Consider the following 20,863-nt stretch of genomic DNA (forward strand, 5'->3'; position numbering starts at 1 on the left):
GCACTAAAAAAATCTACATGAAATTTATTTACCCTGCCTTATTGATGTCATTAGCATTAGGATGCCAAAGCAATCCTGATACCGATAAAAAAGATGCCGCTGTAACGATCATCACACTCGACCCGGGACACTTCCATGCCGCACTGGTTCAAAAGACCTCGCTGCCCGGCGTAGATAGCAACGTTTACGTATATGCGCCTGAAGGCGAAGACCTGCAATTGCATTTAAAACGCATTGACGGTTTTAATACGAGGGCCGAAGATCCTACGCATTGGAACGAGCACGTATACACAGGGCCGGACTTTTTTCAAAAGATGATCGAAGAACAAAAATCCGGTTCAAACGGATCATCCGCGAAAAACAATGTAGTAGTGATGGCCGGCAACAATCAGAAAAAGACCGAATATATCTTTAAGACGGTGGATGCCGGAATGAACGTACTGGCCGACAAACCCATGGTGATCAATAAAGATGGATTTGAGTTATTGAAAAATGCTTTTGCAAAAGCCAAAGAAAAAAACGTATTGTTATACGATATCATGACCGAGCGTTTTGAGATCAATACGATATTGCAGAAAGAGTTTTCTCAGCTATCATCTGTGTTTGGCGAGCTTGAAAAAGGCACCCCGGACAATCCGGCCGTTACAAAAGAAAGCGTTCACTACTTCTACAAATTCGTTTCAGGCAATGTGTTGCAGCGCCCTTCGTGGTTTATGGACGTGAGCCAGCAAGGCGAGGGAATCGTGGATGTTACCACCCACCTGGTGGACCTGGTGCAATGGGAATGCTTCCCTGGTCAGGCATTAGATTATACGAAAGATGTAACATTGTTGTCGGCAAGACGTTGGTTCACACCCATGAATCTAAGCCAGTTCACCGCTATCACCAAACAGAGAGCGTTTCCGGATTACCTGAAAAAGGACGTTAGCAACGATACCACATTAAATGTATATAGCAATGGAGAGATCAATTATAAGCTACGCGGCGTACATGCAAAAGTTTCTGTAACCTGGGGATATAAAGCACCCGAAGGTACCGGTGATACGCACTACTCCATCATGCGCGGCACACGGGCAAACCTTGTTATCAGGCAGGGAAAAGAAGAGAACTATAAACCGGTATTGTATATCGAACCCGTAAAGAAAGACGACGCCGCTTTTGAAAAAGATCTGACAACAGCGCTGGCATCTATCCAATCGAAATATCCCGGAGTTGAAATCAAAAAATCGGCCAATGGCTGGCAGGCAGTTATTCCTGAAAAATATAACACCGGGCATGAAGCGCATTTTGGCCAGGTGACGGAAGCTTACCTTTTCTATCTTAAAGAAGGCAAATTACCGGATTGGGAAGTGCCGAACATGATCACGAAATATTATATCACCACTTCTGCTTTGGAACTTGCCAAAAAATCAGGCAATCAATAAACATGAAGAAGCATCTTTTTACCCGTTATGTCGGCGCTGTCGTTCCTGATTGCAGTGCTCCGGCTTTGAAGCAGCGCGCGGCATCTGCTGCACTTAATGGTCTCCAAAAGCGCTTACCGCGCATGCTCGGAGTTTCCTTTTTTTCCTTACTTGCGGTAGTGGGGTTGCAGGGGCAGCCCATTGCTACACTTGAAGCGACAACGACCGGTAAAGAGCGATTTAATATTCCGATGAAGATCAACCTGGATGCAATCACCAACATAGCGGACAGCAGTTTGCAATTGCTCGAAGTTCAAAACGGCAAAAGAACCAACATCGCATTCCAGGTAGCGGGCGCCGGAGATAACCGGAGCCTGCATTGGCTGATCACGCCGTCGGCAAAAACGAAAAGGGTTTTCGAGCTGGTGGCAGCTCCCTCCCGGGCTGCATTGCCGGGTATACAGATCGATGAAAGCAAGGGCGCTTACACGATCACCGATAACTCAAAAAAATTACTGCAATACCATTCTGAAACCGTGTATCCGCCTCAGGGTGTTGACACGGCTTATAAAAGAAGCGGCTTCATTCATCCGCTAAACACGCCAGCGGGTCATGCACTAACGCGGATCAACGCTAAGGATCATTACCATCATTGGGGCATGTGGAATCCGTGGACGCATGTGTTGTTTGAAAAGGATACGGTCGACTTCTGGAACCTGCGCGACCGAAAAGGAACCGTACGCTTTGAGGGTTTCGCCGCTATCGAAAAAGGGCCTGTTTATGCGGGTTTCAGCGCCTTGCACGAGCATATCGCCTTTAAAAAAAACGGTGCTGAGCGACCGGCCATCAATGAGATACAAACGATCAGGATCTATAAGCAACAACCTTCAGATGCCTATTATATCCTGGATATCACATCTCAACTGAGCTGTGCGGGTTCCAGTCCGGTGCGCCTGCTGGAGTATCGCTACGGCGGATTGGGCATCAGGGCCACCGAAGCCTGGGATAAAGACAACAGCATGACGCTCACCTCTGAAGGTAAGAACCGGAAAGAGGCAGATGGCAGCACAGCCCGTTGGTGCCTCACCCAGGGAAGCCTGGGCAACGATTATGGTGGCCTGGTCATGATGAGTTATCCATCCAACTACAACCACCCCGAGCCTTTGCGCGTATGGCCGGAAAACATGAATGGCCGTGGGGATGTATTCCTTAATTTCTCACCCACGAAAAATAAAGACTGGCTGCTGGAACCAGGCAAAACCTACCTGCTGAAATACAGGTTCCTGGTTTTTGACAATCAAATATCCAAAACTGAAGCAGAAGAAGTATGGCAATCGTTTGCCCATCCCCCAAAGCTCACCATTAAAAAAGGACAGTAAAACAGGCGGACCTTCTTCAAATATTAACAACAATAAAACTAAAACAGATGAAAAAGATAATAGCCATATGGGCCATGGTAACTTTGATAATCACCGTTCCGGAGGCATCGGTATTTGCACAGACGAACTGGAAGAATATACGTGTCCTGGTGTATAAGAAAAATGGAGTGGGCTTTATTCATGACAACGTTCCGTTTGCGGCACAGGCCATTATAGATCTCGGGAAAAAACACGGCTTTAAAGTAGACACGTCATCCCATCCATCAGTAATGACCGAAGACAATCTGAAACAATACCGGATGCTCATTTTTACCAGCACCAATAACGATGTATTTGATACAGATGCGCAACGCCTGGCCTTTAGAAGATATATCGAAGCGGGCGGAGGCTTTGTCGGTATTCATTCTGTGACCGGAACAGAGCGCCACTGGGAATGGTTTAAAATGTTGCTGGGCGGCACTTTCCTATGGCACGCCAAGAGCCAGGAGTTTACCATCAAAGTGATCGATCGCCAACATCCGTCGATGAAGTACACACCGGCTGTCTGGACACGATACGATGAATGTTACTTTGCCAAAGAAATCTATCCGGGTCCGCGTACGGTAATGGTCAACGACTTTTCTACGCTGGACACAAGCCAGACGAGCATGATCAATAAAAGTGTCGGTTTTCTTCATAAATACGTCCCCAGCGCCTGGTATCATGATTTCGATGGTGGCACCACCTGGTGCACGACCCTGGGTCATTCCAAAGAAAGCTATTCAGATCCTACCTACCTGAAGCTGATCATGGGCGGAATCGAATATGTGGCCAACACAGCTGTCAAAAAACTTGACTTCTCGAAAGCCTATGCTCAGTCACCGAATGATCCTGTAAGGTTTTAGAGGCGGTTTACCAGGGATGCCTCGATTTGGAGTATTGACGGAGCATCTTTAGTTTACTGATTAGACCACCCCAACCTCATTCTCGTCCGAACGGCGCAGCCGGGTCGGCCCGATAGCACGAGTCTTTCTGAAAAGATGGCGGCTCTGACAGCCCCATCATTCGTCTTTATGTATATCCTTGCGAAGCGGGTACGGCAGATTGTCAGTATCCAAAAAAATAGCCAACCCTTACGGATTGGCTATTTGTATTTATCTGATGCGTAATGCTTAGTTACCTGCAAATTCTCTGCGGATGATGTTCAAAGCCGCACCGGCTTTAAACCACTCGATCTGTTGCGCATTGTAAGTGTGGTTCACCTCAATGTTTTCGCTGGTTCCATCGGCGTGATGCAAGACCAGGGTCAAAGGTTTGCCCGGAGCGAATTCCGTCAAACCTAAAATATCGATGATATCATCTTCCTGAATTTTATCGTAATCGTCTTTGTTAGCAAATGTAAGTGCCAACATACCCTGCTTTTTCAGGTTGGTTTCGTGGATCCGGGCAAAAGATTTCACCAGTACGGCACGAACACCCAAATGACGAGGCTCCATCGCAGCATGCTCGCGGCTGCTACCTTCTCCATAGTTCTCATCACCCACCACGATGCTTCCGATTCCTGCTGCCTTATATTCTCTTTGCGTGGCCGGAACAGGTCCATAAGCTCCGGTCAGCTGATTCTTGATATTGTCCGTCTTATCATTAAAATAATTGACAGCGCCGATCAGCATGTTGTTAGAGATATTGTCCAGGTGACCACGGAATTTCAACCAGGGACCTGCCATAGAAATGTGGTCGGTAGTACATTTCCCTTTCGCTTTGATCAACAGCTTCAATCCTTTCAGATCAGTCCCTTCCCATGGAGTAAAAGGATCTAATAATTGCAGACGCTTGCTTTCAGGCGACACGATCACTTCAACACCGCTACCGTCAGCCGCCGGTGCCTGGTAGCCCGGATCGTCTACCGCAAAACCTCTTGAAGGCAGTTCATCTCCAGTTGGAGGATCCAATTTTACAGTCTCCCCTTTTTCATTGATCAGGGTATCCGTAAGGGGATTGAAAGTAAGGTCTCCCGCAATAGCCAATGCAGTCACCAGTTCAGGAGAAGCTACAAAGGCGTAAGTATTCGGGTTTCCGTCCGCCCTTTTCGCGAAGTTGCGGTTGAAGGAGTGAACGATCGTATTTTTTTCTTTTTTCTCTGCTCCCACGCGGTTCCACATCCCGATACAGGGACCGCAGGCATTCGCAAATACGGTAGCTCCGATTTTGTCGAAAGTGTCCAGGAAGCCATCGCGCTCGATGGTGTAGCGCACCTGCTCTGACCCCGGCGTAATGGTAAATTCGGCTTTGGTTTTCAAACCTTTTTCGCTTACTTGTTTTGCCAGAGACACAGCGCGGCTGATATCTTCGTAAGAGGAGTTGGTACAGCTACCGATCAATCCCACTTCCACTTTGGTGGGCCACTCATTGGCAGCCGCTGCTTCTTTCATCTTAGAAATAGGAGTAGCCAAATCCGGCGTAAATGGTCCGTTCAAATGTGGTTCCAGCTCATCCAGGTTGATCTCTATCAGCTGATCAAAGTATTGTTGCGGATCAGCATATACTTCAGGGTCTGCAGTCAAATGCTCAGCGATATCGTCTGCCAACGCAGCAATATCTTCACGGCCGGTCGCTTTCAGGTAGCGGCTCATGCTTTCGTCGTATCCAAAAGTTGAAGTGGTAGCTCCGATTTCAGCCCCCATGTTACAAATGGTTCCTTTACCGGTACAGCTCATGGATTTAGCACCTTCGCCGAAATATTCTACAATACAGCCTGTTCCGCCTTTCACGGTAAGGATGCCGGCCACTTTCAGAATCACATCTTTGGGTGCGGTCCAGCCATTTAATTTACCGGTTAGTTTCACGCCGATCAGTTTCGGCATTTTGAGTTCCCACGGTAAACCCGCCATTACATCGCAGGCATCAGCTCCGCCTACACCTATCGCTACCATGCCTAAACCACCGGCATTCACGGTGTGGCTATCAGTACCGATCATCATGCCGCCGGGAAACGCATAGTTTTCCAATACTACCTGGTGAATAATACCCGCACCTGGCTTCCAGAACCCGATGCCATATTTATTGGATACAGAAGCCAGAAAATCATATACTTCCTTGCTTTCTGTGTTGGCTTGCTTCAAATCAGCTTCAGCACCGGTTTCGGCCATGATCAGGTGATCACAGTGAACGGTAGAAGGTACTGCCACCTTATCGCGGCCCGCCTGCATGAACTGCAATAACGCCATTTGCGCTGTTGCATCCTGCATCGCCACGCGATCCGGTGCAAAATCTACATAATCTACACCGCGCTCGTACGCCCGTGTGGCCGGGTTGGTCAGATGCGCATATAATATTTTTTCGGTAAAAGTCAAAGGACGGCCAAGCAACTGGCGCGCATCGTTCACTTTTTGTTCAAATTCCTTGTAAGTTTTCTTAATCAGATCGAGATCGAATGCCATTTTATAATAATTTATCTAAATTAAATACCTCCATAAGCAATGGCGCGAATTTACAAAAAACAGCGCTATTAACTCAATATATTTTAATGTAATGCGCGGGATTCATCGTCAAACGACGGCCAATTGCCCGGTTCCGGGCCGATCACGAACTTGCGCCGGATCGATATGAAATGAGCGCCTGTATCGGTGTTCAGGAAATAACCGGTAAAATTCATGCCACGAATCCGGTGATGAATCCACTTTCGCAACCCCGGATGGCGTCAAATGCTATTATTGGCACAAAACTTTATGTGTTTATCCAGGGACGGTCGCAATAATTTTTGAATTTCCTAATTTCTTATAAATTTGTCTTATTAAACCATTTTTAGAACGTATGAACCGCCTTAAAAGTTTTGTGGAGTGGAATGCTTTTGGTGTCTGCTCTTCTATTGGTGATAAACTCGATATTTCTACCTGTCGCATCCGGCAATATTTCATTTATTCGTCGGTACTGACCATGGGTTCTCCCATCATTATTTATATGGTGCTCGCTTTCTGGAAAAACATGAAAAATTATATTTCATCTTCCAAGCGAAATCCCTGGTATTATTTGTAAGTGTTTTTTAAAACATCGCCCGCTTCCTGGCTCCAGTATTTTTGCGCCAGATTTCAAACCTGCGGGCGTTGGCTCAACGTTTTCTTTAAGCCACCGATGCATCTCTTTATTTTTCCAGAAATTTTCGGATGGCGCGCCGTCATTCAACATTTTTACCAACCTAGTTTTTCCCATCGCTTTTTAAAATCCATTCGGCGACGCTTTAAGGGCATTCATCGAATGTTGCACAGACCGGGCTGACCGCCACTCTAGTTTTGCAGGACACAATCCGAATATCTGTCTCTGTAAAACTTCTTTATGCCAAATAAACTTTATGCTGCGGCCTGCCTGATGATCGCAATGGTGGCTGTCGCCGCCGTAAAAGCACAAACTCCGTTCCCTTATAATACATACATCGTACTGGCTAAACCCGGTAGCAATACTGCTGAACGCCGGTACACCTTGTACACCACCAGTACACCGGAAAACGCCACCTCTTTTGTCGCCGGCCCGGTCATCGACCTGCCCGTCAATGTTAACGGAGTGGGACTCAATCGCATCGACCGGTTGTTGTATGGCACCGCGTTTAATAATCCCAGCACGCCTAATTCCGTCTCGGACGACGTGAGCCTGTATCGGCTTGATGCAGCGGGCAACTATACCAATGTGGGCATTTTGCCGGTTACCAGACAGGGAGCGCCCGTTCCGGGTAGCAATGACGTGGCGGAGTTCGTAAACTTTTCCGCCGGCACCCTATCTGCCGACGGCTCGTACGTCTACATGACGATCGCCCTGAAGCAAAGCGGGATGAACAAGGTTGCCGCTTCGCAAACCACCGGTGCGCCCCTCAATCTGAATGCAGACGATATCAGGACTTTTGTTGTCCGGCTCAGTAACGTGGCGACACTTCCACCTACACCCAACGTGCGGATCCCGCAAAGTGCGATCACCTATTATGAACTGACGACCACAGACTCCAGGATCATCACCGGTATGAATGGCTTCCTTGAGGATGTAAATGAAAATTATCCCGATGTAAGCTATAGCAACGGCGGTATACAGGATATTGATATCGACCCGGTAACCGGAAAGCTGTATGCTTACCTGAACTACCAGGACCCGTCGCCTACGCCGGGTCAATCAGTAGATGTAGTGGGATTCCCGATCATGGCCTCCCTTCCTGAAAATGGTGTTGCCACGCTCTCGTCCGTAGGCTCTATCACCAACCAAACGCCTGACCAGGAAGTGGCGGGCATTAGCTTCACCCCTTCCGGCGCATTGTTCGCCTTGTTCACTTCCGGTCAATATGGACAGATCAATCTGACCAGCGGTCATGTGGACAATCTCGCTATGAGTAATATCGCGACCGTAGTCTATAATAATCAAAATCATTTACGGGGAGATTTTGCATCAGCGATACCCGGTCCAACGAGTTTACCCGTGGTCTTTGGACCGATTGAAGCACAGCTTCGCGAAGGAAAACTGCAGCTCACCTGGTCGACCTATTCGGAAAAAGCTAACGATCATTTCGAGATCGAAATCTCCAACGATGGCAGAAATTTTAAAAAGATCGGAACGATCAACAGCAAGGCTGCGGACGGCAACAGCGAAACCACCCTGCATTATGCTTTCTTAGGTAATATGACCGGCCCGGCAGCGATGTCGGCGCTGGGCCTGGGCTTGCTGTTGTTCGGTTTTAGAAGACGGCAGCGGTTGATTGCGGGAGCCATCATGGGGATCGGATTGATCGCGGGCATGAGCGCCTGTTCAAAATCAGATAGCAGCGTTGATATCCAACCCGACAAGGTTTTTGTCAGGATCGTTCAGATTGACAAAGACGGGAATTCCCATGCATCCGATATTGTCAAAGCTGTCTCCAGGTAAAATTTATTCAACTCAGCTCCGGTATCAGCGCAGTGAAAATGTTTCCTGCGCTGATCTTTTATTTAGCCCCAAAAGCCGACCGAAGGCCTGGAAATGATGCCGCTCATCACAGTTCCGGCCTGATTCTTCATAGCCCGCAAAGGCCCTTAGAAGCACAAAAAGCTCACTTTCAAACATTTAAATTTTATCTGTCAGGATTTGTTTTGAAAGTGTAACATTCTGCTGATTTTTGCTATTACTATATATAAGCAAACAAATATATAAAGCTTGGAGTTGGAGATAGCACTGGACGAACAGGTGGAATTATGCCGGGAGGGCGATAGGAAGGCCTATTACGAGGTATACCATCGCTATGCAAAGGGTATGATCAACAGCAGCATGCGGGTGTTGAACAACCTGGCAGATGCGGAGGATGTCGTGCAGGAGTCTTTTATGGACGCCTTCAACAGTCTGGACAAGTTCACTTATAAAAGCTCTTTTGAGGGCTGGCTGCGGCGGATAGTGATCAACAAGTCGATCAGCCTGCTCCGGAAAAAGAAGATCCAGTGGGTGGACCCGGAAATCGGGAACCTGGAATCTGTCGATGCCAGCTTCATTGACGAAGAAGACTTCGTGGCAGACCTTAACAAAATTAAAAAGGCTATAGCGCAACTCCCGGAAAACTATCGCGTCATCTTCAACCTTTTTGTAGTTGACGAACTGAAGCAGGAAGAAATTGCCGCGATGTTACGTATCTCTCATAATAATGTCAGAACTATTTATCACCGCGCGCGGAAAAAAGTGATAGACATTGTAAACTCGATGACATGAGCAAAAAATTAGAAGATTTTATCAGGAAGAACAAAGAAGCAATGGATGATTATACGCCATCCGACGCACTTTGGCAGCGCATTGAGAAAAAATTGGATCAAAAGAACTCAAAGCGCCAGGGGAAAGTATTTGCCATGAAGGCCTGGATGAAAATTGCAGCAGCTGTTGTATTGCTGTTCGGGGTTGCCTCTATTTTTCACCTCCTGAATCGAACTGAAAACAATGCACCTGAGGTGGCGTCGCAAAGCTACGACAGCCTTCCGGCAGCAGACAGCAGTCCGTTTGTGGAAGAAAATAGTGCAGACGAGCAGCTGGCGATCCAAACGGATACGCCGGCTACCCGCCTCGCTCCGGCCGAAGCCGACCGCCCGAAAGCAGGAATGGCCGCTGCTGATATCAGCGAAGAAGAATTATATCATTATACCCGCCTGATCGAGATCAAGCAGGGACAAATGAAAGAGCTGAAAAAAACAGAGCCTGAATTGTATAAAGCTTTCTCTAAGGATATGGAAATGTTAGAGACTTCTTACGACGCATTGAAAGCCCAGTTTAAGAACGGCGTCAATAGCGAGAAGCTCCTCGAAGCCATGATTGGCAATTTGAAAATGCAGTCAGACTTATTGAATAAGCAACTGACTATTTTAAAAGAAGTTCATAACAAAAAGAAGAAAAATGAAAAAAGCTATAAAAATTTGTAGTGTGCTGTTGTGCCTTCTTACGGTAGCAACACTCACTATTCACGCAGACAACGGAGAGAAAAGAAAGACCTACAGCAAAACCTACGCGCTGCGTAGCAATCAAAAGGTGAAGATCTCCAATAAATTCGGCCAAGTAGAGGTGAAGAACTGGAACAGGAACGAAGTGAAGGTGGACGTGACGGTCATCGCTTCATCGAGAGACGACAGGGCCACACAAGCGATACTGGACAATATCCAAATCGAAAGCAGCGATGGCAACCCGATTGTTTTCAATACCAGGCTTTCCAACTCGAACAACAAATCGAGAAACAGCAAGATGGAGGTGAATTATGTGGTGCATATGCCTTCTAAGAATCCCATCGATATCAGGAATGAATTCGGCAACACCACCCTGCCCGATTGGGAAGGCGCCGTGAATGTGTCCCAATCCTTTGGATCATTGACTACCGGAAAACTGAGCAATGCCAAAGAGCTGGATGTGGAATTCGGGTCCCTTACTTCGACAGCTGTGAATGATGCGCGCATTAAGATTTCCTATTCGAAGTTGAAGATAGACCGGTTATCCGGCGATATCACCAGCAAGATAGATTTCTGCAAGGGGTCTACGCTGGGACTGCTACAGACCCTGAGCAACCTCGATATGAAGATCTCTTATTCCGACGTAGCCATTGATGTGCCCTCTAACCTGGATGCCAGCTTCAAGATCCAGACCAGCTTTGGCAATCTTAAAAACAACAGCAGTGTAGACATCGTGAACGAAACAAAGGAAAAGAAATACGGCCCTACGTTTGATAAAACCTATTCCGGCCGAACCGGCTCTGGCAAAGCATCTGTGACCATCAGCAGCAGCTTTGGAGATGTGATTTTGAAATAAGTAGTGCCGTGACATTGGTAGAGATCGCCGGGTTACGCTGCTTTTCACTGGCCATGATTGCGCTGCAAGCTACTGCCTGGTGCGTCGTTTCGACCGGGCGTAACAAAGTGGAGCAAGCGGAGAAATCTCGCCGTTACTTGAAAGAGATGGTTCGGCTCCCCCTCCGAATGGATTCATCCGGCGGGCACTTCGTTTCCCGTCCCTTCTGGCCGGGCAGGCGCTCACCATGACGATATACCAATGGCCGTCGTTCCGAGCGCAGTGAAACGGAGCCGAGGAATCTCGTTCGATGACCCGAGAAGGTTCCCTGTTCTTGCCAGAATGATCTTTCGGGCTGGGACGGGGAGAAATCTCGTTGTTCAAGGCCTGATCTCATTTACAAATTTTCTCACGAGGTCCATGTCTTTGATACCCGGCTCTGTCTCGAACTTACTGTTGAGATCTAACGCAAATACATCTTCAGATTTGACAAAAGAACGCACCTGCTGCACATCATCCGGACCGATGCCACCGCTCAAAAAATAAGGCTTATTAATAGCCGCATTTTCCAGCACAGACCAATCAAATTTTTTGCCGGTGCCGCCATATTCCCTGGCCCTGGTGTCAAACAAAAAATTAGATACAGCCTCCTGGTAGGGCGCCAGCAACCCGGTGAGGGCTTCATCTCCCTGAAGACGGAACACTTTGATGACCGTCACTTTGTCCTGCAGCATTTTGCACAACTCCGGTGTTTCATCGCCGTGCAGCTGCACCGCCTGCAGGCCGTACCGGTCCACCATTTCCGTAATGACCTCCGCTGACTCGTTGACAAATACACCTGTTTTCTGTATGCTGGTTATGGCTTTGAGATCTTCGGGTTGAATGCGATCGCCTACAAAACGTGGCGAACGGTCATAAAAAATAAACCCGGCATAATCGACACCCATGTCCACCAGGTCCTTCACCTGCTGAACAGAAGTCATGCCGCATACTTTTAGTTGAAGCCGTGTCATTGAGCTGCTTTCAGTTGTTGAACGAAGGTTTCAAAAGCGGCAGGTGTGTTTTCCTGTTTCATAAAATACTCACCGATCAGGAACCCTTTAAAGCCGTTCTGTTTGAATAGTAATATATCATCGATCTTATCAATTCCGCTTTCCGCCACTTTTATTTTTTCTTTCGGTAAGCGTTCCGCCATGCGCAGACTGCGTTCAATATCTACAGCAAAAGTTTTAAGATCACGGTTATTGATGCCTACAATAGGTGTGGCATCGCAGATATGATCCAGCTCCTCTTCTGCATGCAGCTCAAGTATCGTCTGCAGCCCCAGAGACTGTGCAAAGGTCGCCAGGTGCTTCACTTCAGCAGGGGTCAGGCAGGCGGCAATCAGCAAAATGACATCCGCGCCAATGGACTTCGCCTCTACGATCTGGTATTCGTCCACTATAAAATCTTTTCTCAAAATGGGAATCTCATTGCTTCGTGCTTGTTTCAGGTCGTCGTCGCTGCCGCCAAAAAAAGACTCGTCGGTCAATACCGACAGGCATGCCGCACCATATCGCTTGTAAGCGGTGGTAATCTCCATCACGTCCGCATGTTCCTTAATAAAACCTTTCGACGGAGATTTTCTCTTAAATTCAGCAATGATCCCGGTGGATCCCTCCTGCGTTAGTGCAGTGGAAAGTGCATATACAGGGCGCATGAAAGCTGCACGCGTTTCAAGTTCTTTCACAGGCGTGGCTGCTTTACGGGCGGCCACTTCTGTCTTTTTATGAGCGATGATAGTATCTAATATATTCATACGAAATTCAGGGCTTTAACAATCCTGCAAATTATTGTAATGAGATCAACTTTTGTAAACATTGATGTGCTTGACCACTTTTAAGACTGTCGGTAGCCGCTTCGAAGGCATGGTCATAGCTCTTGAAAGCCCCGGTTACATGGAGCGCAACAGCAGCATTGGCCAACACAACCGCTTCCTGTGCAGCCGTTCCCTTCCCTTCTATAATGGTCTTGAAAATATCAGCAGCTTCTGCAACGGTGTTACCGCCGGTTATCGCTTCCGGCTGCACTTCCATTCCTGCTAATTGCGTCGCTGATAATATTTTTTCACCGGTACGGGTGAACAGTTTGCTGTCTCCGGTCAGGGAGATCTCATCATAACCATCCAGGCCGTGCACGATCGCGAATTCACGCGATTGCTGCTGCAACAGATAATTATAAAGCCTTGCCATCTCCAGGTTATACACACCGATGATACTGAAGGATGGTGCAGCCGGGTTCACGAGCGGCCCCAGCATATTGAAGAAAGTACGCATGCCCAGGTTTTTCCGGATCGGTCCCACGTTCTTTAAAGCGGGGTGGAAAAGCGGTGCATGTAAGAAGCAGATATTGGCCGCTTCCAGCTCCTGCTGCAGACGGGCGTTGTCATTTTTAAACTGGTACCCCATCGATTCGATCACATTGGATGACCCACTGATCGCTGATGCGCCGTAGTTGCCATGTTTAGCGACTTTATATCCCGCACCAGCCACGATAAAGCAGGAAAGCGTTGAAATATTAAATGTATTTTTTCCATCGCCGCCGGTGCCCACAATATCAATGGTCTGCATCCCGCCAAAGTCAATAGGCACACAAAGCTCCAGCAGCGCATCCTGGAAGCCTTGTAGTTCCTGAAGGGTAATGCTTCTCATCAGGAACACCGTCATGAATGCAGTCACCTCATGCTCGTTATAAACGCCCTTGCCGATGTTGACCAGCACTTCCCGGGCTGTCGATCTGTCTAATGTCTTATGTTCAAACAGTAAGCTCAGTATCTTTTTCATCCTTGTTCTAATTTTTTTAATTTCCGGCGTAATCACATCAATGGTTGTTCACTGATGGTGTATCATTGTTCAGATCAGGCCGCTAACCAGTTTCTTAACATCTGTTCGCCCGTGGGTGTTAACACGCTTTCCGGGTGAAATTGCACGCCGCGCACATCGAAGGTCTTGTGTTGCAAAGCCATCACCATGTTGTTTTCGTCGACCGCAGTAATTTCAAGATCTTCCGGAAAACCCTCTTTGTCTACAACCCATGAATGATACCGTCCCACTTCGATCTGTTGGGGCAACCCTTTGAACAATTTATCGTCTGCTTTGACCAGCTGACAATTGGTTGCGACACCATGATAAACCGCAGACAAGTTGGAGAGCTTGCCTCCAAATACCTGCCCGATCGCTTGTTGCCCTAAACACACGCCCAGTATGGATTTGGAAGGCGCATACTCTTTGATCAAAGGCAACAGCAGGCCTGCTTCTTCCGGTATCCCCGGACCCGGCGAAAGGATGATCTTATCATATTGCTGCACCTGTTCGAGGGGAATACGGTCGTTGCGGTACACATCTACTTTCTGGTGCAAGATCTTCTCTACAAGATGTACCAGGTTATAGGTGAAAGAATCGTAATTATCAAAAACGAGCAGTTTCATATTTTTTTTATTTGTCCATGCTTGGTGGTTACTTACTGATCAATGCGAATCGGCAACCCACTATTTTTACTGAATGTGCTGCGCTACTTCAAGAGCTTTTTTCAGCGCACCTAATTTATTATTGACTTCCTGCAGTTCACTTTCGGGCACACTGGCTGCAACTACACCTGCGCCTGCCTGGTAATACAATGTATTATTACGGCTCAGGAACGTGCGGATCATAATGGCCTGGTTGCAGCTGCCGTTAAATCCTATAAACCCTACCGCTCCGCCATAATAGCTGCGCGCCGTAGGTTCATACTTGCTGATCAGCTCCATCGCTTTGATCTTGGGGGCACCGCTAAGGGTGCCGGCAGGAAAGGTTTTACCGAGCAGATCAAACGGGTTCGTGTCTTTGTTTACATCCCCTACCACTTCGCTTACCAGGTGAATCACATGAGAGTAAAAATGCGTTTCCCTGAAATGGGCCACTTTTACATGCTCACAACCACGGCTGAGATCGTTGCGCGCCAGGTCAACGAGCATCACGTGCTCGGCGTTTTCCTTCGGATCATTTTCTAAACGCAATGTTTCTGCCGCATCAAGCTTGTCATCTCCGGTCCGCTTCACAGTGCCTGCGATAGGATGCACGACGGCTTTCCCGTTGTTGATAATGAGCTGCGACTCCGGCGAAGAACCCAGTATTTTGTAATCACCATAATCGAAGAAAAACAAATAAGGAGATGGATTGATGTTGCGCAAAGCGCGGTAAACATTGAATTCGTCACCGTTAAAGGACTGCTGAAACCTGCGGCTCAATACGATCTGAAATACATCGCCGCGATAGCAATGGGCAATACCCTTCTGGACCATGTTCCGGTAGTCATCATCAGTCATGTTAGAGCTTTCTGCCCCCTGGATGCTGAACGGGTATACCGGCACATCTCTTCCCCGGATCAGGGAAGTCAAAGCCGCTTTATCACTTTCCAGTCCTTCGATTTCATTCTCACAAATGAACAGTTCGTCTTTGAAATGATTGATGGCAATAACGTATTGGTACAAACGGTAGCGCATCAGCGGGATCGCATCCTCGTCCACCGTAAAACTAGCGCCGGGTATGGTTTCGAAAAACCGGATGGCATCATAAGAAGTATATCCGTAAAGTCCTTGCGCATAAGCTGCGACCTTGTCTGAAGTAGCTTCTATCTCAAACTGCTGCATGAATCCGTTAAGGATATCAGCAATGGCAACCGTTTGATCAAAAGGAATGACTTCCGCCGTTTTACCGGGTAATTTCTGCTCGATCTTTTCACCGGATGATATTTCAATTCCCCCGATGGCATTGACGCCGATAAAAGACCAGCTGTTTTCAGTGACGTGGTTGTCGGTGCTTTCTAAAAGAACGGTGTCGCGGAACCGGTCACGAAGCCTGAGATAAATCCCCACCGGCGTGAACACGTCTGCCAGCATGGAAGCTACTGTCGTTTTAATTTTGATCTTTTGCATATTGTTATCGAAGCAATTAAGGTTTGACCAATAAAAAACCCCGGCTTAACCGGGGTTCTTTTGTATCATTCATCTTTCTTGGATGTATGGCGTTACAATACCCCTGTAGAGTTTGTATGCCACCACCAAAAAAGAGTTATTTCCTTGTTCATGGACGCAAATATAAAAGTAAATTTATTGCAGACCAATTTTTAGTTGTATAACATTTTCTTTTTATTGATTTTCCGCTCGAAAGAAGTCCTGTTATGATTATGGTCACGCGGTTCGCTTCGGTGACTAATGCTTTCACTAGCTCATCGCAAAACGGCCGGACGGCTTGTAGCTTTTGTTATAGATGAACAAGCAGCTGCCATTCTTGATCGTTGAGATGATCGGCTTGGTAAGCGACACGGGTATCGCGGGACAACCGTGGCTGCGCCCGATATAACCTTGCGCATCAATGAAAGACTGGCTCACATAAGGCGCGCCGTGAATCACGATCGCACGTCGCATCGCGTTGTCATTCCACTTATCTTCCAATCCCTTTAACTTTAAAGAGTATCCTTTGCTGCCTGTATAAGTTACATCCGTCATGTAAAAACCCAGGCTGCTTTTGTAGGAAGAATTGGTATTACTAAACGATTCTGCCCTTTCTCTGCCTGTGTTCTTTCCGTGCGCCACCCAGGTATTGAATAACATTTTATAATTCTTCACGTCCAGAATATATAATCTTTTCTGGGAACTAGGTTGATCAAAGTCAATGATCGTAAGGATCGAATCGTTTTCCAGTACTCCTTCCTGCTCCAGCTTAGTGAATCCCTGTACGGCATATTCAAAAGCATCATGAGAAAGTCCTTTGTGATCCAATCCAAGACTATCGTATACTACCTCGATGGCTTCTAATGGGCTCGCTGGTGCTTTGGCAGGCGCCACGGCAACTGAGCGGGTCTCATTTTTGGCCTCAATTTTGTTTATTGTCCATGATATAAAGGCTACCGGTATCACAAAAAGACTTAGTAGCCGCAAATTGTTTTTTAATCGCATGCTTAAATAAGTTATATTAAATAAAAATAATATTATTCCGACCAGGATGTATAGGTTTTTAATAGGCAAGTAGATATAACGCCTGTTAAAAGCCTTTTATTGTATGACCAATGCTGCTATAAGAAAATTTTAACAGTTAACCTCTCTTTCCGCACGTTTTCATTGATTTTTCAACTGTTGACCGGCCAATATTATTTGCCGGCGATCCTATTTTGTGTTTCCTTTGCAGTCTATGGCAGTAACAGTAGGAATTATTATGGGCAGCGACAGCGATCTGAATGTGATGCAGGCTGCAGCGGATATTCTAAAGGAGTTAGGCGTTGATTATGAGCTAACAGTGGTCTCCGCTCACCGAACGCCCGTACGCATGATGGAGTATGCTCAAAAAGCTAAATCGAGAGGATTAAAAGTGATCATTGCCGGAGCCGGGGGAGCAGCCCACCTGCCGGGCATGGTGGCCTCCCTGACGCCGTTACCTGTGATCGGCGTACCGGTTAAATCGAGCAATTCCATTGATGGCTGGGACAGCGTGCTGTCGATCCTGCAAATGCCTAACGGCGTGCCGGTAGCGACCGTTGCCTTAAACGCCGCTAAGAACGCGGGCATTCTTGCCGCACAAATAATTGGAACACACGATGAAATGGTGGGAAAAAATATTGAAAATTATAAAGCAGGCCTTCAGGAAGAAGTGCTGCGAAAAGTAACGACCCTGAAAGAAAAAGGATACGACAATCATTTCGATTAATTCACTTCGAGGATCGTGAATTGCTGGTCCAGGACGCCGGAATGCTCATATAATAAATCGATCAGATCTGGCCCGTAAGTCGCATAATAGACCAGCACGTTATCCATCCGCTCCTGGAGATTATTGAAAGGGAACAGTTGCTGTTTCAGCGCATCGATCTGCCGCATGGCATCCGTATGGTTTCTTTTTTCAGCCCTCAGGAATTTCTTTCCTAAGGTCACCAGTTTCTTTTCTTCCTGTTTTTGCAGCGCATACACATGACCTTTAAGCGTGGTGTCAATCTGTGCCGCCTGACGCGACAATTGGTCAAATACTTCCTGCACGGTGGCCAGGGCCTCCATGGTCGATACATTGTTTTCGGAATGCTGGGTGACCCATTTGCTTTTGAGATGCAAACTATTCTTAAACAGATCGCCAGCCGTCAAGCCCAGCTTAGCCGCCTTTTCCATCTGTCGCTGGTTGATCAGCAAAAAGGAATTCCTTAATACCAACATCGGATACGGCACTTCATAGTGGTCAAAGATGTCTTTCAGCTCCAGCCAGTAAGCCAGCTCTCCCCCACCCCCGATAAACGCAATGTTGGGCAGGATCATCTCCTGAAAAAGGCCCCGAAGGATCACATTGGGGCTGAACCTTTCGGGACAGGCATCCACTTCTTGCATCAGTGCCGGTTCGTCGAAGCTGATATCGGTATCCAGCACCTTCCAGCGGTCGCCGCTCTTTTCGATCCTTAACCGCTGTCCATCCTCTTTCAGATAAAACAGGTTGATGTCCCGACCGGAAGCCTGGGCTTTGTAACCGTTCTCGGTAAGCTGCCCGGCCGCTTGCGCCACGATGGCGGCGGAACGTTGATGCAACAACTCATCTTTAAACAATTCTTTGCCTGCTGATTTCAACCACCGCTGATCAGGGACTACGACCAACAAGCCAAAGCGTCCGAATAAATGATTGACAAAATGCAGCGTAGCATCTTGTATCAGCGTATCCTTAGTGTAAAAGGTTTTAACGGCAGCCATAATGGATGCGCCATGCGGCAATACACCGATTTCTTTTTCTATCCTGTTAACCAGTTCCAACAACCGGTCATCAACCTTCATGCGGCCCACGGCGCCTGTCTGCGTGGTCTGCCATTCGAGTTTTTCCTGGTTCAGATAGATATGGCCCAATTCATCCAGGTCGGCATCCTCGCTACCCATATAATAAACCGGAACAAAATGGTGTTGGGGAAATTGCTGCCTGCAATATTCGGCCAGCCGGATCGCATGCAGAATTTTATAAATAAAGTAAAGCGGCCCTGTGAAGATATTGGGCTGATGGGCAGTTGTAATGGTGAACGTGTTACTTTCCTTGAGCAGTGCCAGGTGCTGGGCCACTTCATCTGTGATGGTTACCCCGTTGTACTGTTCCAGCAAGGCCTGATGCAGCAGTTCGCGATCTACTGTCTTTTTGCCCCTTTCATCGATCACTTGCTGAAGTGCTTCTGGCTGCGGCGCATGTTTATAAAAGGCCCGCAGCGCCTCGCTTCCATCAAGATAATCCAACACGAGCTTGGAAAAGAAATGAGTTTGTGCATACGGGATGCCGGTTGCTTTTGCATTCATATTCGCGAAGTGGCTTATGAAAATGAAAATACTATAACATTTTTGTTTTGAAATAGTTTTTTGAAGGAAGGGTATCGCAAAAATAAAAGAGCTTGCCTCCAGGTGTGGTTTCACCCCGAGACAAGCTCTTTATAAAAAAAGGTTTGTTAACTGCGTCTTCGTGTGGCCATCGCATAGATCCAAAGCAGCAGGACGGCACCCACCACGGCAAATAAGAAGCCTTTGATGCTCCAGTTGTCCGTCACCGGCGTTCCCAACAACGTACTGATCCAACCGCCTAACAAGGCTCCCACAATACCGATAATAATAGTGATGATCCAGCCACCGGGATCTTTGCCAGGGTGTAAAGCTTTAGCGATAGCACCAGCGATTAAACCGAAAATGATCCATGATAGTATGCTCATAGTTTTTTACTTTTTAGGGTTTGGTAATATTAGTTACCAAATTAATATTAAAAAACATGCCAAAGAACTATGAACCGGTGTTTTAATGCTGATTGAGAGGCGTATCTGATAAAAAATGTTTAGCTGATGACACGGGGAATCTGCTGCTCCTGCATCATCAGGTCGGCCAGCACGATGGCAGTCGCCGCCTCCACGATAACGGGTGCCCGCAAGGCTACGCATAGATCGTGGCGGCCTTTTACGGAAAAATCTTCCATGTTGCCTGTATCCCAGTTCAGACTGTGTTGTTCCTTGGGTGTAGAAGCCGTGGGTTTTACTGCTATGCGGAATACCAGTTCGTTACCATTGGTAATACCGCCTACAATGCCGCCTGCGTGGTTGGTTTTGGTTTTCCCATCCATATTTTCGATCGCGTCGTTGTGCTGGCTTCCAAACATTTCAGCGGCCGCGAAGCCACTTCCGAATTCCACACCTTTAACAGCCGGTATAGAGAACATGGCATGGGCGATCAGCGATTCTACCGAATCGAAATGAGGCTCACCCAATCCGAGGGGCAAACCATTGACACGGCATTCAATGACACCTCCGACAGAATCTTTGGCGTCGATACCTTTTTGCAATCCTTTTTCGAGGTCGGTTTCGCCGGCGATCCTGATCACTTTTGCTTCAACAGAAATATTTTTCAACAATTTTTTAGCGATGACGCCCGCACCCACCAGGCCCGTGGTCAGTCTTGCGCTGAAATGGCCGCCGCCTCTGAAGTCTTCAAACCCACCAAATTTTTTATGCGCTACAAAATCGGCATGCCCGGGGCGCGGAAAGCTGCGCTGCTTTTCATAATCACCGCTGCGCGTATTCTTATTCTCAAAGAATATCATGATGGGAAAACCGGTCGTCTTGCCGTTGAAAATCCCACTTCTGAAAATAGGAATATCGTCTTCTTTCCGGGGTGTAGCGCCCTTTTGTGTTCCGCCTTTGCGGCGTTCCATATCGGGCAGAAAGTCTTCCACCGGAACATTCAGTCCGGCCGGACACCCGTCGATCACAATACCCACGCCATCGCCGTGGGATTCACCAAAAATTTGCACTTTGAAAAGTCGGCCAAAAGAGTTCATAGAA

Annotated in this window: 19 protein-coding genes; 9 read left to right on the forward strand and 10 right to left on the reverse strand. The window is 47.4% G+C overall.

Annotated elements, in window-relative coordinates; translation table 11 throughout:
* Positions 1 to 17: 17 nt before the first annotated feature.
* The 3 genes from ACU37H_RS04710 to ACU37H_RS04720 are packed head-to-tail and all read left to right on the forward strand — an operon-like array spanning position 18 to position 3,666.
* Complete coding sequence (locus tag ACU37H_RS04710) at positions 18 to 1,424, forward strand: putative oxidoreductase C-terminal domain-containing protein (RefSeq protein ID WP_472703207.1); 1,407 nt, start codon at positions 18 to 20, stop codon at positions 1,422 to 1,424.
* A 2-nt stretch (positions 1,425 to 1,426) separates the two neighbouring features.
* On the forward strand, positions 1,427 to 2,782 hold the full coding sequence (locus tag ACU37H_RS04715; protein ID WP_472703208.1) for a DUF6807 domain-containing protein: 1,356 nt from the start codon (positions 1,427 to 1,429) through the stop codon (positions 2,780 to 2,782).
* 47 nt (positions 2,783 to 2,829) lie between these two features.
* Complete coding sequence (locus ACU37H_RS04720; RefSeq protein ID WP_472703209.1) at positions 2,830 to 3,666, forward strand: ThuA domain-containing protein; 837 nt, start codon at positions 2,830 to 2,832, stop codon at positions 3,664 to 3,666.
* A 267-nt stretch (positions 3,667 to 3,933) separates the two neighbouring features.
* Here the strand turns inward: ACU37H_RS04720 and ACU37H_RS04725 are convergent, their stop codons facing one another.
* The gene (locus ACU37H_RS04725) at positions 3,934 to 6,201 is read right to left on the reverse strand and encodes an aconitate hydratase (protein ID WP_472703210.1); all 2,268 of its coding nucleotides are present in this window, start codon (positions 6,199 to 6,201) and stop codon (positions 3,934 to 3,936) included.
* Positions 6,202 to 6,574: 373 nt separating this feature from the next.
* Here ACU37H_RS04725 and ACU37H_RS04730 point away from each other — a divergent pair, with 373 nt between their 5' ends.
* The 5 genes from ACU37H_RS04730 (at position 6,575) to ACU37H_RS04750 (ending at position 11,041) form a co-directional block, all read left to right on the forward strand.
* A complete protein-coding gene (locus ACU37H_RS04730; protein ID WP_472703211.1) occupies positions 6,575 to 6,796 on the forward strand; it encodes a PspC family transcriptional regulator in 222 nt (73 codons plus the stop codon).
* A gap of 297 nt (positions 6,797 to 7,093) precedes the next feature.
* On the forward strand, positions 7,094 to 8,659 hold the full coding sequence (locus ACU37H_RS04735) for a hypothetical protein (protein ID WP_472703212.1): 1,566 nt from the start codon (positions 7,094 to 7,096) through the stop codon (positions 8,657 to 8,659).
* 267 nt (positions 8,660 to 8,926) lie between these two features.
* The gene (locus ACU37H_RS04740) at positions 8,927 to 9,469 is read left to right on the forward strand and encodes an RNA polymerase sigma factor (protein WP_472703213.1); all 543 of its coding nucleotides are present in this window, start codon (positions 8,927 to 8,929) and stop codon (positions 9,467 to 9,469) included.
* Positions 9,466 to 10,167, forward strand: a complete 702-nt coding sequence (locus ACU37H_RS04745) for an anti-sigma factor (RefSeq protein ID WP_472703214.1) — start codon at positions 9,466 to 9,468, stop codon at positions 10,165 to 10,167. Before ACU37H_RS04740 ends, ACU37H_RS04745 begins: the two co-directional genes overlap by 4 nt.
* A complete protein-coding gene (locus tag ACU37H_RS04750; RefSeq protein WP_472703215.1) occupies positions 10,142 to 11,041 on the forward strand; it encodes a DUF4097 family beta strand repeat-containing protein in 900 nt (299 codons plus the stop codon). Before ACU37H_RS04745 ends, ACU37H_RS04750 begins: the two co-directional genes overlap by 26 nt.
* A 359-nt stretch (positions 11,042 to 11,400) precedes the next feature.
* Here the strand turns inward: ACU37H_RS04750 and ACU37H_RS04755 are convergent, their stop codons facing one another.
* The 6 genes from ACU37H_RS04755 to ACU37H_RS04780 all read right to left on the reverse strand — a co-directional run bounded on the left by ACU37H_RS04755 (position 11,401) and on the right by ACU37H_RS04780 (position 16,994).
* The gene (locus ACU37H_RS04755) at positions 11,401 to 12,003 is read right to left on the reverse strand and encodes a phosphoribosylanthranilate isomerase (protein ID WP_472703216.1); all 603 of its coding nucleotides are present in this window, start codon (positions 12,001 to 12,003) and stop codon (positions 11,401 to 11,403) included.
* A 26-nt stretch (positions 12,004 to 12,029) separates the two neighbouring features.
* The gene (trpC, locus tag ACU37H_RS04760; protein ID WP_472703217.1) at positions 12,030 to 12,818 is read right to left on the reverse strand and encodes an indole-3-glycerol phosphate synthase TrpC; all 789 of its coding nucleotides are present in this window, start codon (positions 12,816 to 12,818) and stop codon (positions 12,030 to 12,032) included.
* Positions 12,819 to 12,849: 31 nt separating this feature from the next.
* A complete protein-coding gene (gene trpD, locus ACU37H_RS04765) occupies positions 12,850 to 13,842 on the reverse strand; it encodes an anthranilate phosphoribosyltransferase (protein ID WP_472703218.1) in 993 nt (330 codons plus the stop codon).
* 74 nt (positions 13,843 to 13,916) lie between these two features.
* Positions 13,917 to 14,486, reverse strand: coding sequence for an anthranilate synthase component II (locus tag ACU37H_RS04770; protein ID WP_472703219.1), 570 nt, complete (start codon positions 14,484 to 14,486; stop codon positions 13,917 to 13,919).
* 66 nt (positions 14,487 to 14,552) lie between these two features.
* Complete coding sequence (locus ACU37H_RS04775; RefSeq protein WP_472703220.1) at positions 14,553 to 15,971, reverse strand: anthranilate synthase component I family protein; 1,419 nt, start codon at positions 15,969 to 15,971, stop codon at positions 14,553 to 14,555.
* Between the two features lie 288 nt (positions 15,972 to 16,259).
* Complete coding sequence (locus ACU37H_RS04780; RefSeq protein ID WP_472703221.1) at positions 16,260 to 16,994, reverse strand: murein L,D-transpeptidase catalytic domain family protein; 735 nt, start codon at positions 16,992 to 16,994, stop codon at positions 16,260 to 16,262.
* Positions 16,995 to 17,226: 232 nt separating this feature from the next.
* On the opposite strand from ACU37H_RS04780, the gene purE reads away from it, so the two are divergent.
* Positions 17,227 to 17,739 (forward strand): 5-(carboxyamino)imidazole ribonucleotide mutase, encoded by a 513-nt coding sequence (gene purE / locus ACU37H_RS04785; protein WP_472703222.1) that lies wholly within the window; start codon positions 17,227 to 17,229, stop codon positions 17,737 to 17,739.
* On the opposite strand, the gene bshC is transcribed toward purE, so the two are convergent.
* From bshC to ACU37H_RS04800, 3 genes are all read right to left on the reverse strand, one after another.
* Positions 17,736 to 19,340, reverse strand: a complete 1,605-nt coding sequence (gene bshC / locus ACU37H_RS04790) for a bacillithiol biosynthesis cysteine-adding enzyme BshC (protein ID WP_472703223.1) — start codon at positions 19,338 to 19,340, stop codon at positions 17,736 to 17,738. The two genes, purE and bshC, sit on opposite strands and share 4 nt — an antisense overlap.
* Before the next feature lie 146 nt (positions 19,341 to 19,486).
* The gene (locus tag ACU37H_RS04795; RefSeq protein WP_472703224.1) at positions 19,487 to 19,744 is read right to left on the reverse strand and encodes a GlsB/YeaQ/YmgE family stress response membrane protein; all 258 of its coding nucleotides are present in this window, start codon (positions 19,742 to 19,744) and stop codon (positions 19,487 to 19,489) included.
* Positions 19,745 to 19,863: 119 nt separating this feature from the next.
* Positions 19,864 to 20,859 carry a chorismate synthase gene (locus tag ACU37H_RS04800; RefSeq protein ID WP_472703225.1) on the reverse strand — a complete coding sequence of 332 codons (996 nt, stop codon included), beginning with the start codon at positions 20,857 to 20,859 and terminating at the stop codon, positions 19,864 to 19,866.
* Positions 20,860 to 20,863: the final 4 nt, after the last annotated feature.

It is taken from the genome of Niabella sp. ZPM-14 (genome assembly GCF_055693045.2).

What these genes read in the sequence shown, in the direction of transcription:
- bshC (WP_472703223.1), bottom strand. Translation starts at nt 19,340, where the DNA reads ATGAATGCAAAAGCAACCGGCATCCCGTATGCACAAACTCATTTCTTT.
- ACU37H_RS04800 (WP_472703225.1), bottom strand. Translation starts at nt 20,859, where the DNA reads ATGAACTCTTTTGGCCGACTTTTCAAAGTGCAAATTTTTGGTGAATCC.
- ACU37H_RS04745 (WP_472703214.1), top strand. Translation starts at nt 9,466, where the DNA reads ATGAGCAAAAAATTAGAAGATTTTATCAGGAAGAACAAAGAAGCAATG.
- ACU37H_RS04715 (WP_472703208.1), top strand. Translation starts at nt 1,427, where the DNA reads ATGAAGAAGCATCTTTTTACCCGTTATGTCGGCGCTGTCGTTCCTGAT.
- ACU37H_RS04720 (WP_472703209.1), top strand. Translation starts at nt 2,830, where the DNA reads ATGAAAAAGATAATAGCCATATGGGCCATGGTAACTTTGATAATCACC.
- ACU37H_RS04750 (WP_472703215.1), top strand. Translation starts at nt 10,142, where the DNA reads ATGAAAAAAGCTATAAAAATTTGTAGTGTGCTGTTGTGCCTTCTTACG.
- ACU37H_RS04770 (WP_472703219.1), bottom strand. Translation starts at nt 14,486, where the DNA reads ATGAAACTGCTCGTTTTTGATAATTACGATTCTTTCACCTATAACCTG.
- ACU37H_RS04710 (WP_472703207.1), top strand. Translation starts at nt 18, where the DNA reads ATGAAATTTATTTACCCTGCCTTATTGATGTCATTAGCATTAGGATGC.
- trpC (WP_472703217.1), bottom strand. Translation starts at nt 12,818, where the DNA reads ATGAATATATTAGATACTATCATCGCTCATAAAAAGACAGAAGTGGCC.
- ACU37H_RS04725 (WP_472703210.1), bottom strand. Translation starts at nt 6,201, where the DNA reads ATGGCATTCGATCTCGATCTGATTAAGAAAACTTACAAGGAATTTGAA.
- ACU37H_RS04735 (WP_472703212.1), top strand. Translation starts at nt 7,094, where the DNA reads ATGCCAAATAAACTTTATGCTGCGGCCTGCCTGATGATCGCAATGGTG.
- ACU37H_RS04795 (WP_472703224.1), bottom strand. Translation starts at nt 19,744, where the DNA reads ATGAGCATACTATCATGGATCATTTTCGGTTTAATCGCTGGTGCTATC.
- ACU37H_RS04755 (WP_472703216.1), bottom strand. Translation starts at nt 12,003, where the DNA reads ATGACTTCTGTTCAGCAGGTGAAGGACCTGGTGGACATGGGTGTCGAT.
- purE (WP_472703222.1), top strand. Translation starts at nt 17,227, where the DNA reads ATGGCAGTAACAGTAGGAATTATTATGGGCAGCGACAGCGATCTGAAT.
- trpD (WP_472703218.1), bottom strand. Translation starts at nt 13,842, where the DNA reads ATGAAAAAGATACTGAGCTTACTGTTTGAACATAAGACATTAGACAGA.
- ACU37H_RS04730 (WP_472703211.1), top strand. Translation starts at nt 6,575, where the DNA reads ATGAACCGCCTTAAAAGTTTTGTGGAGTGGAATGCTTTTGGTGTCTGC.
- ACU37H_RS04775 (WP_472703220.1), bottom strand. Translation starts at nt 15,971, where the DNA reads ATGCAAAAGATCAAAATTAAAACGACAGTAGCTTCCATGCTGGCAGAC.
- ACU37H_RS04780 (WP_472703221.1), bottom strand. Translation starts at nt 16,994, where the DNA reads ATGCGATTAAAAAACAATTTGCGGCTACTAAGTCTTTTTGTGATACCG.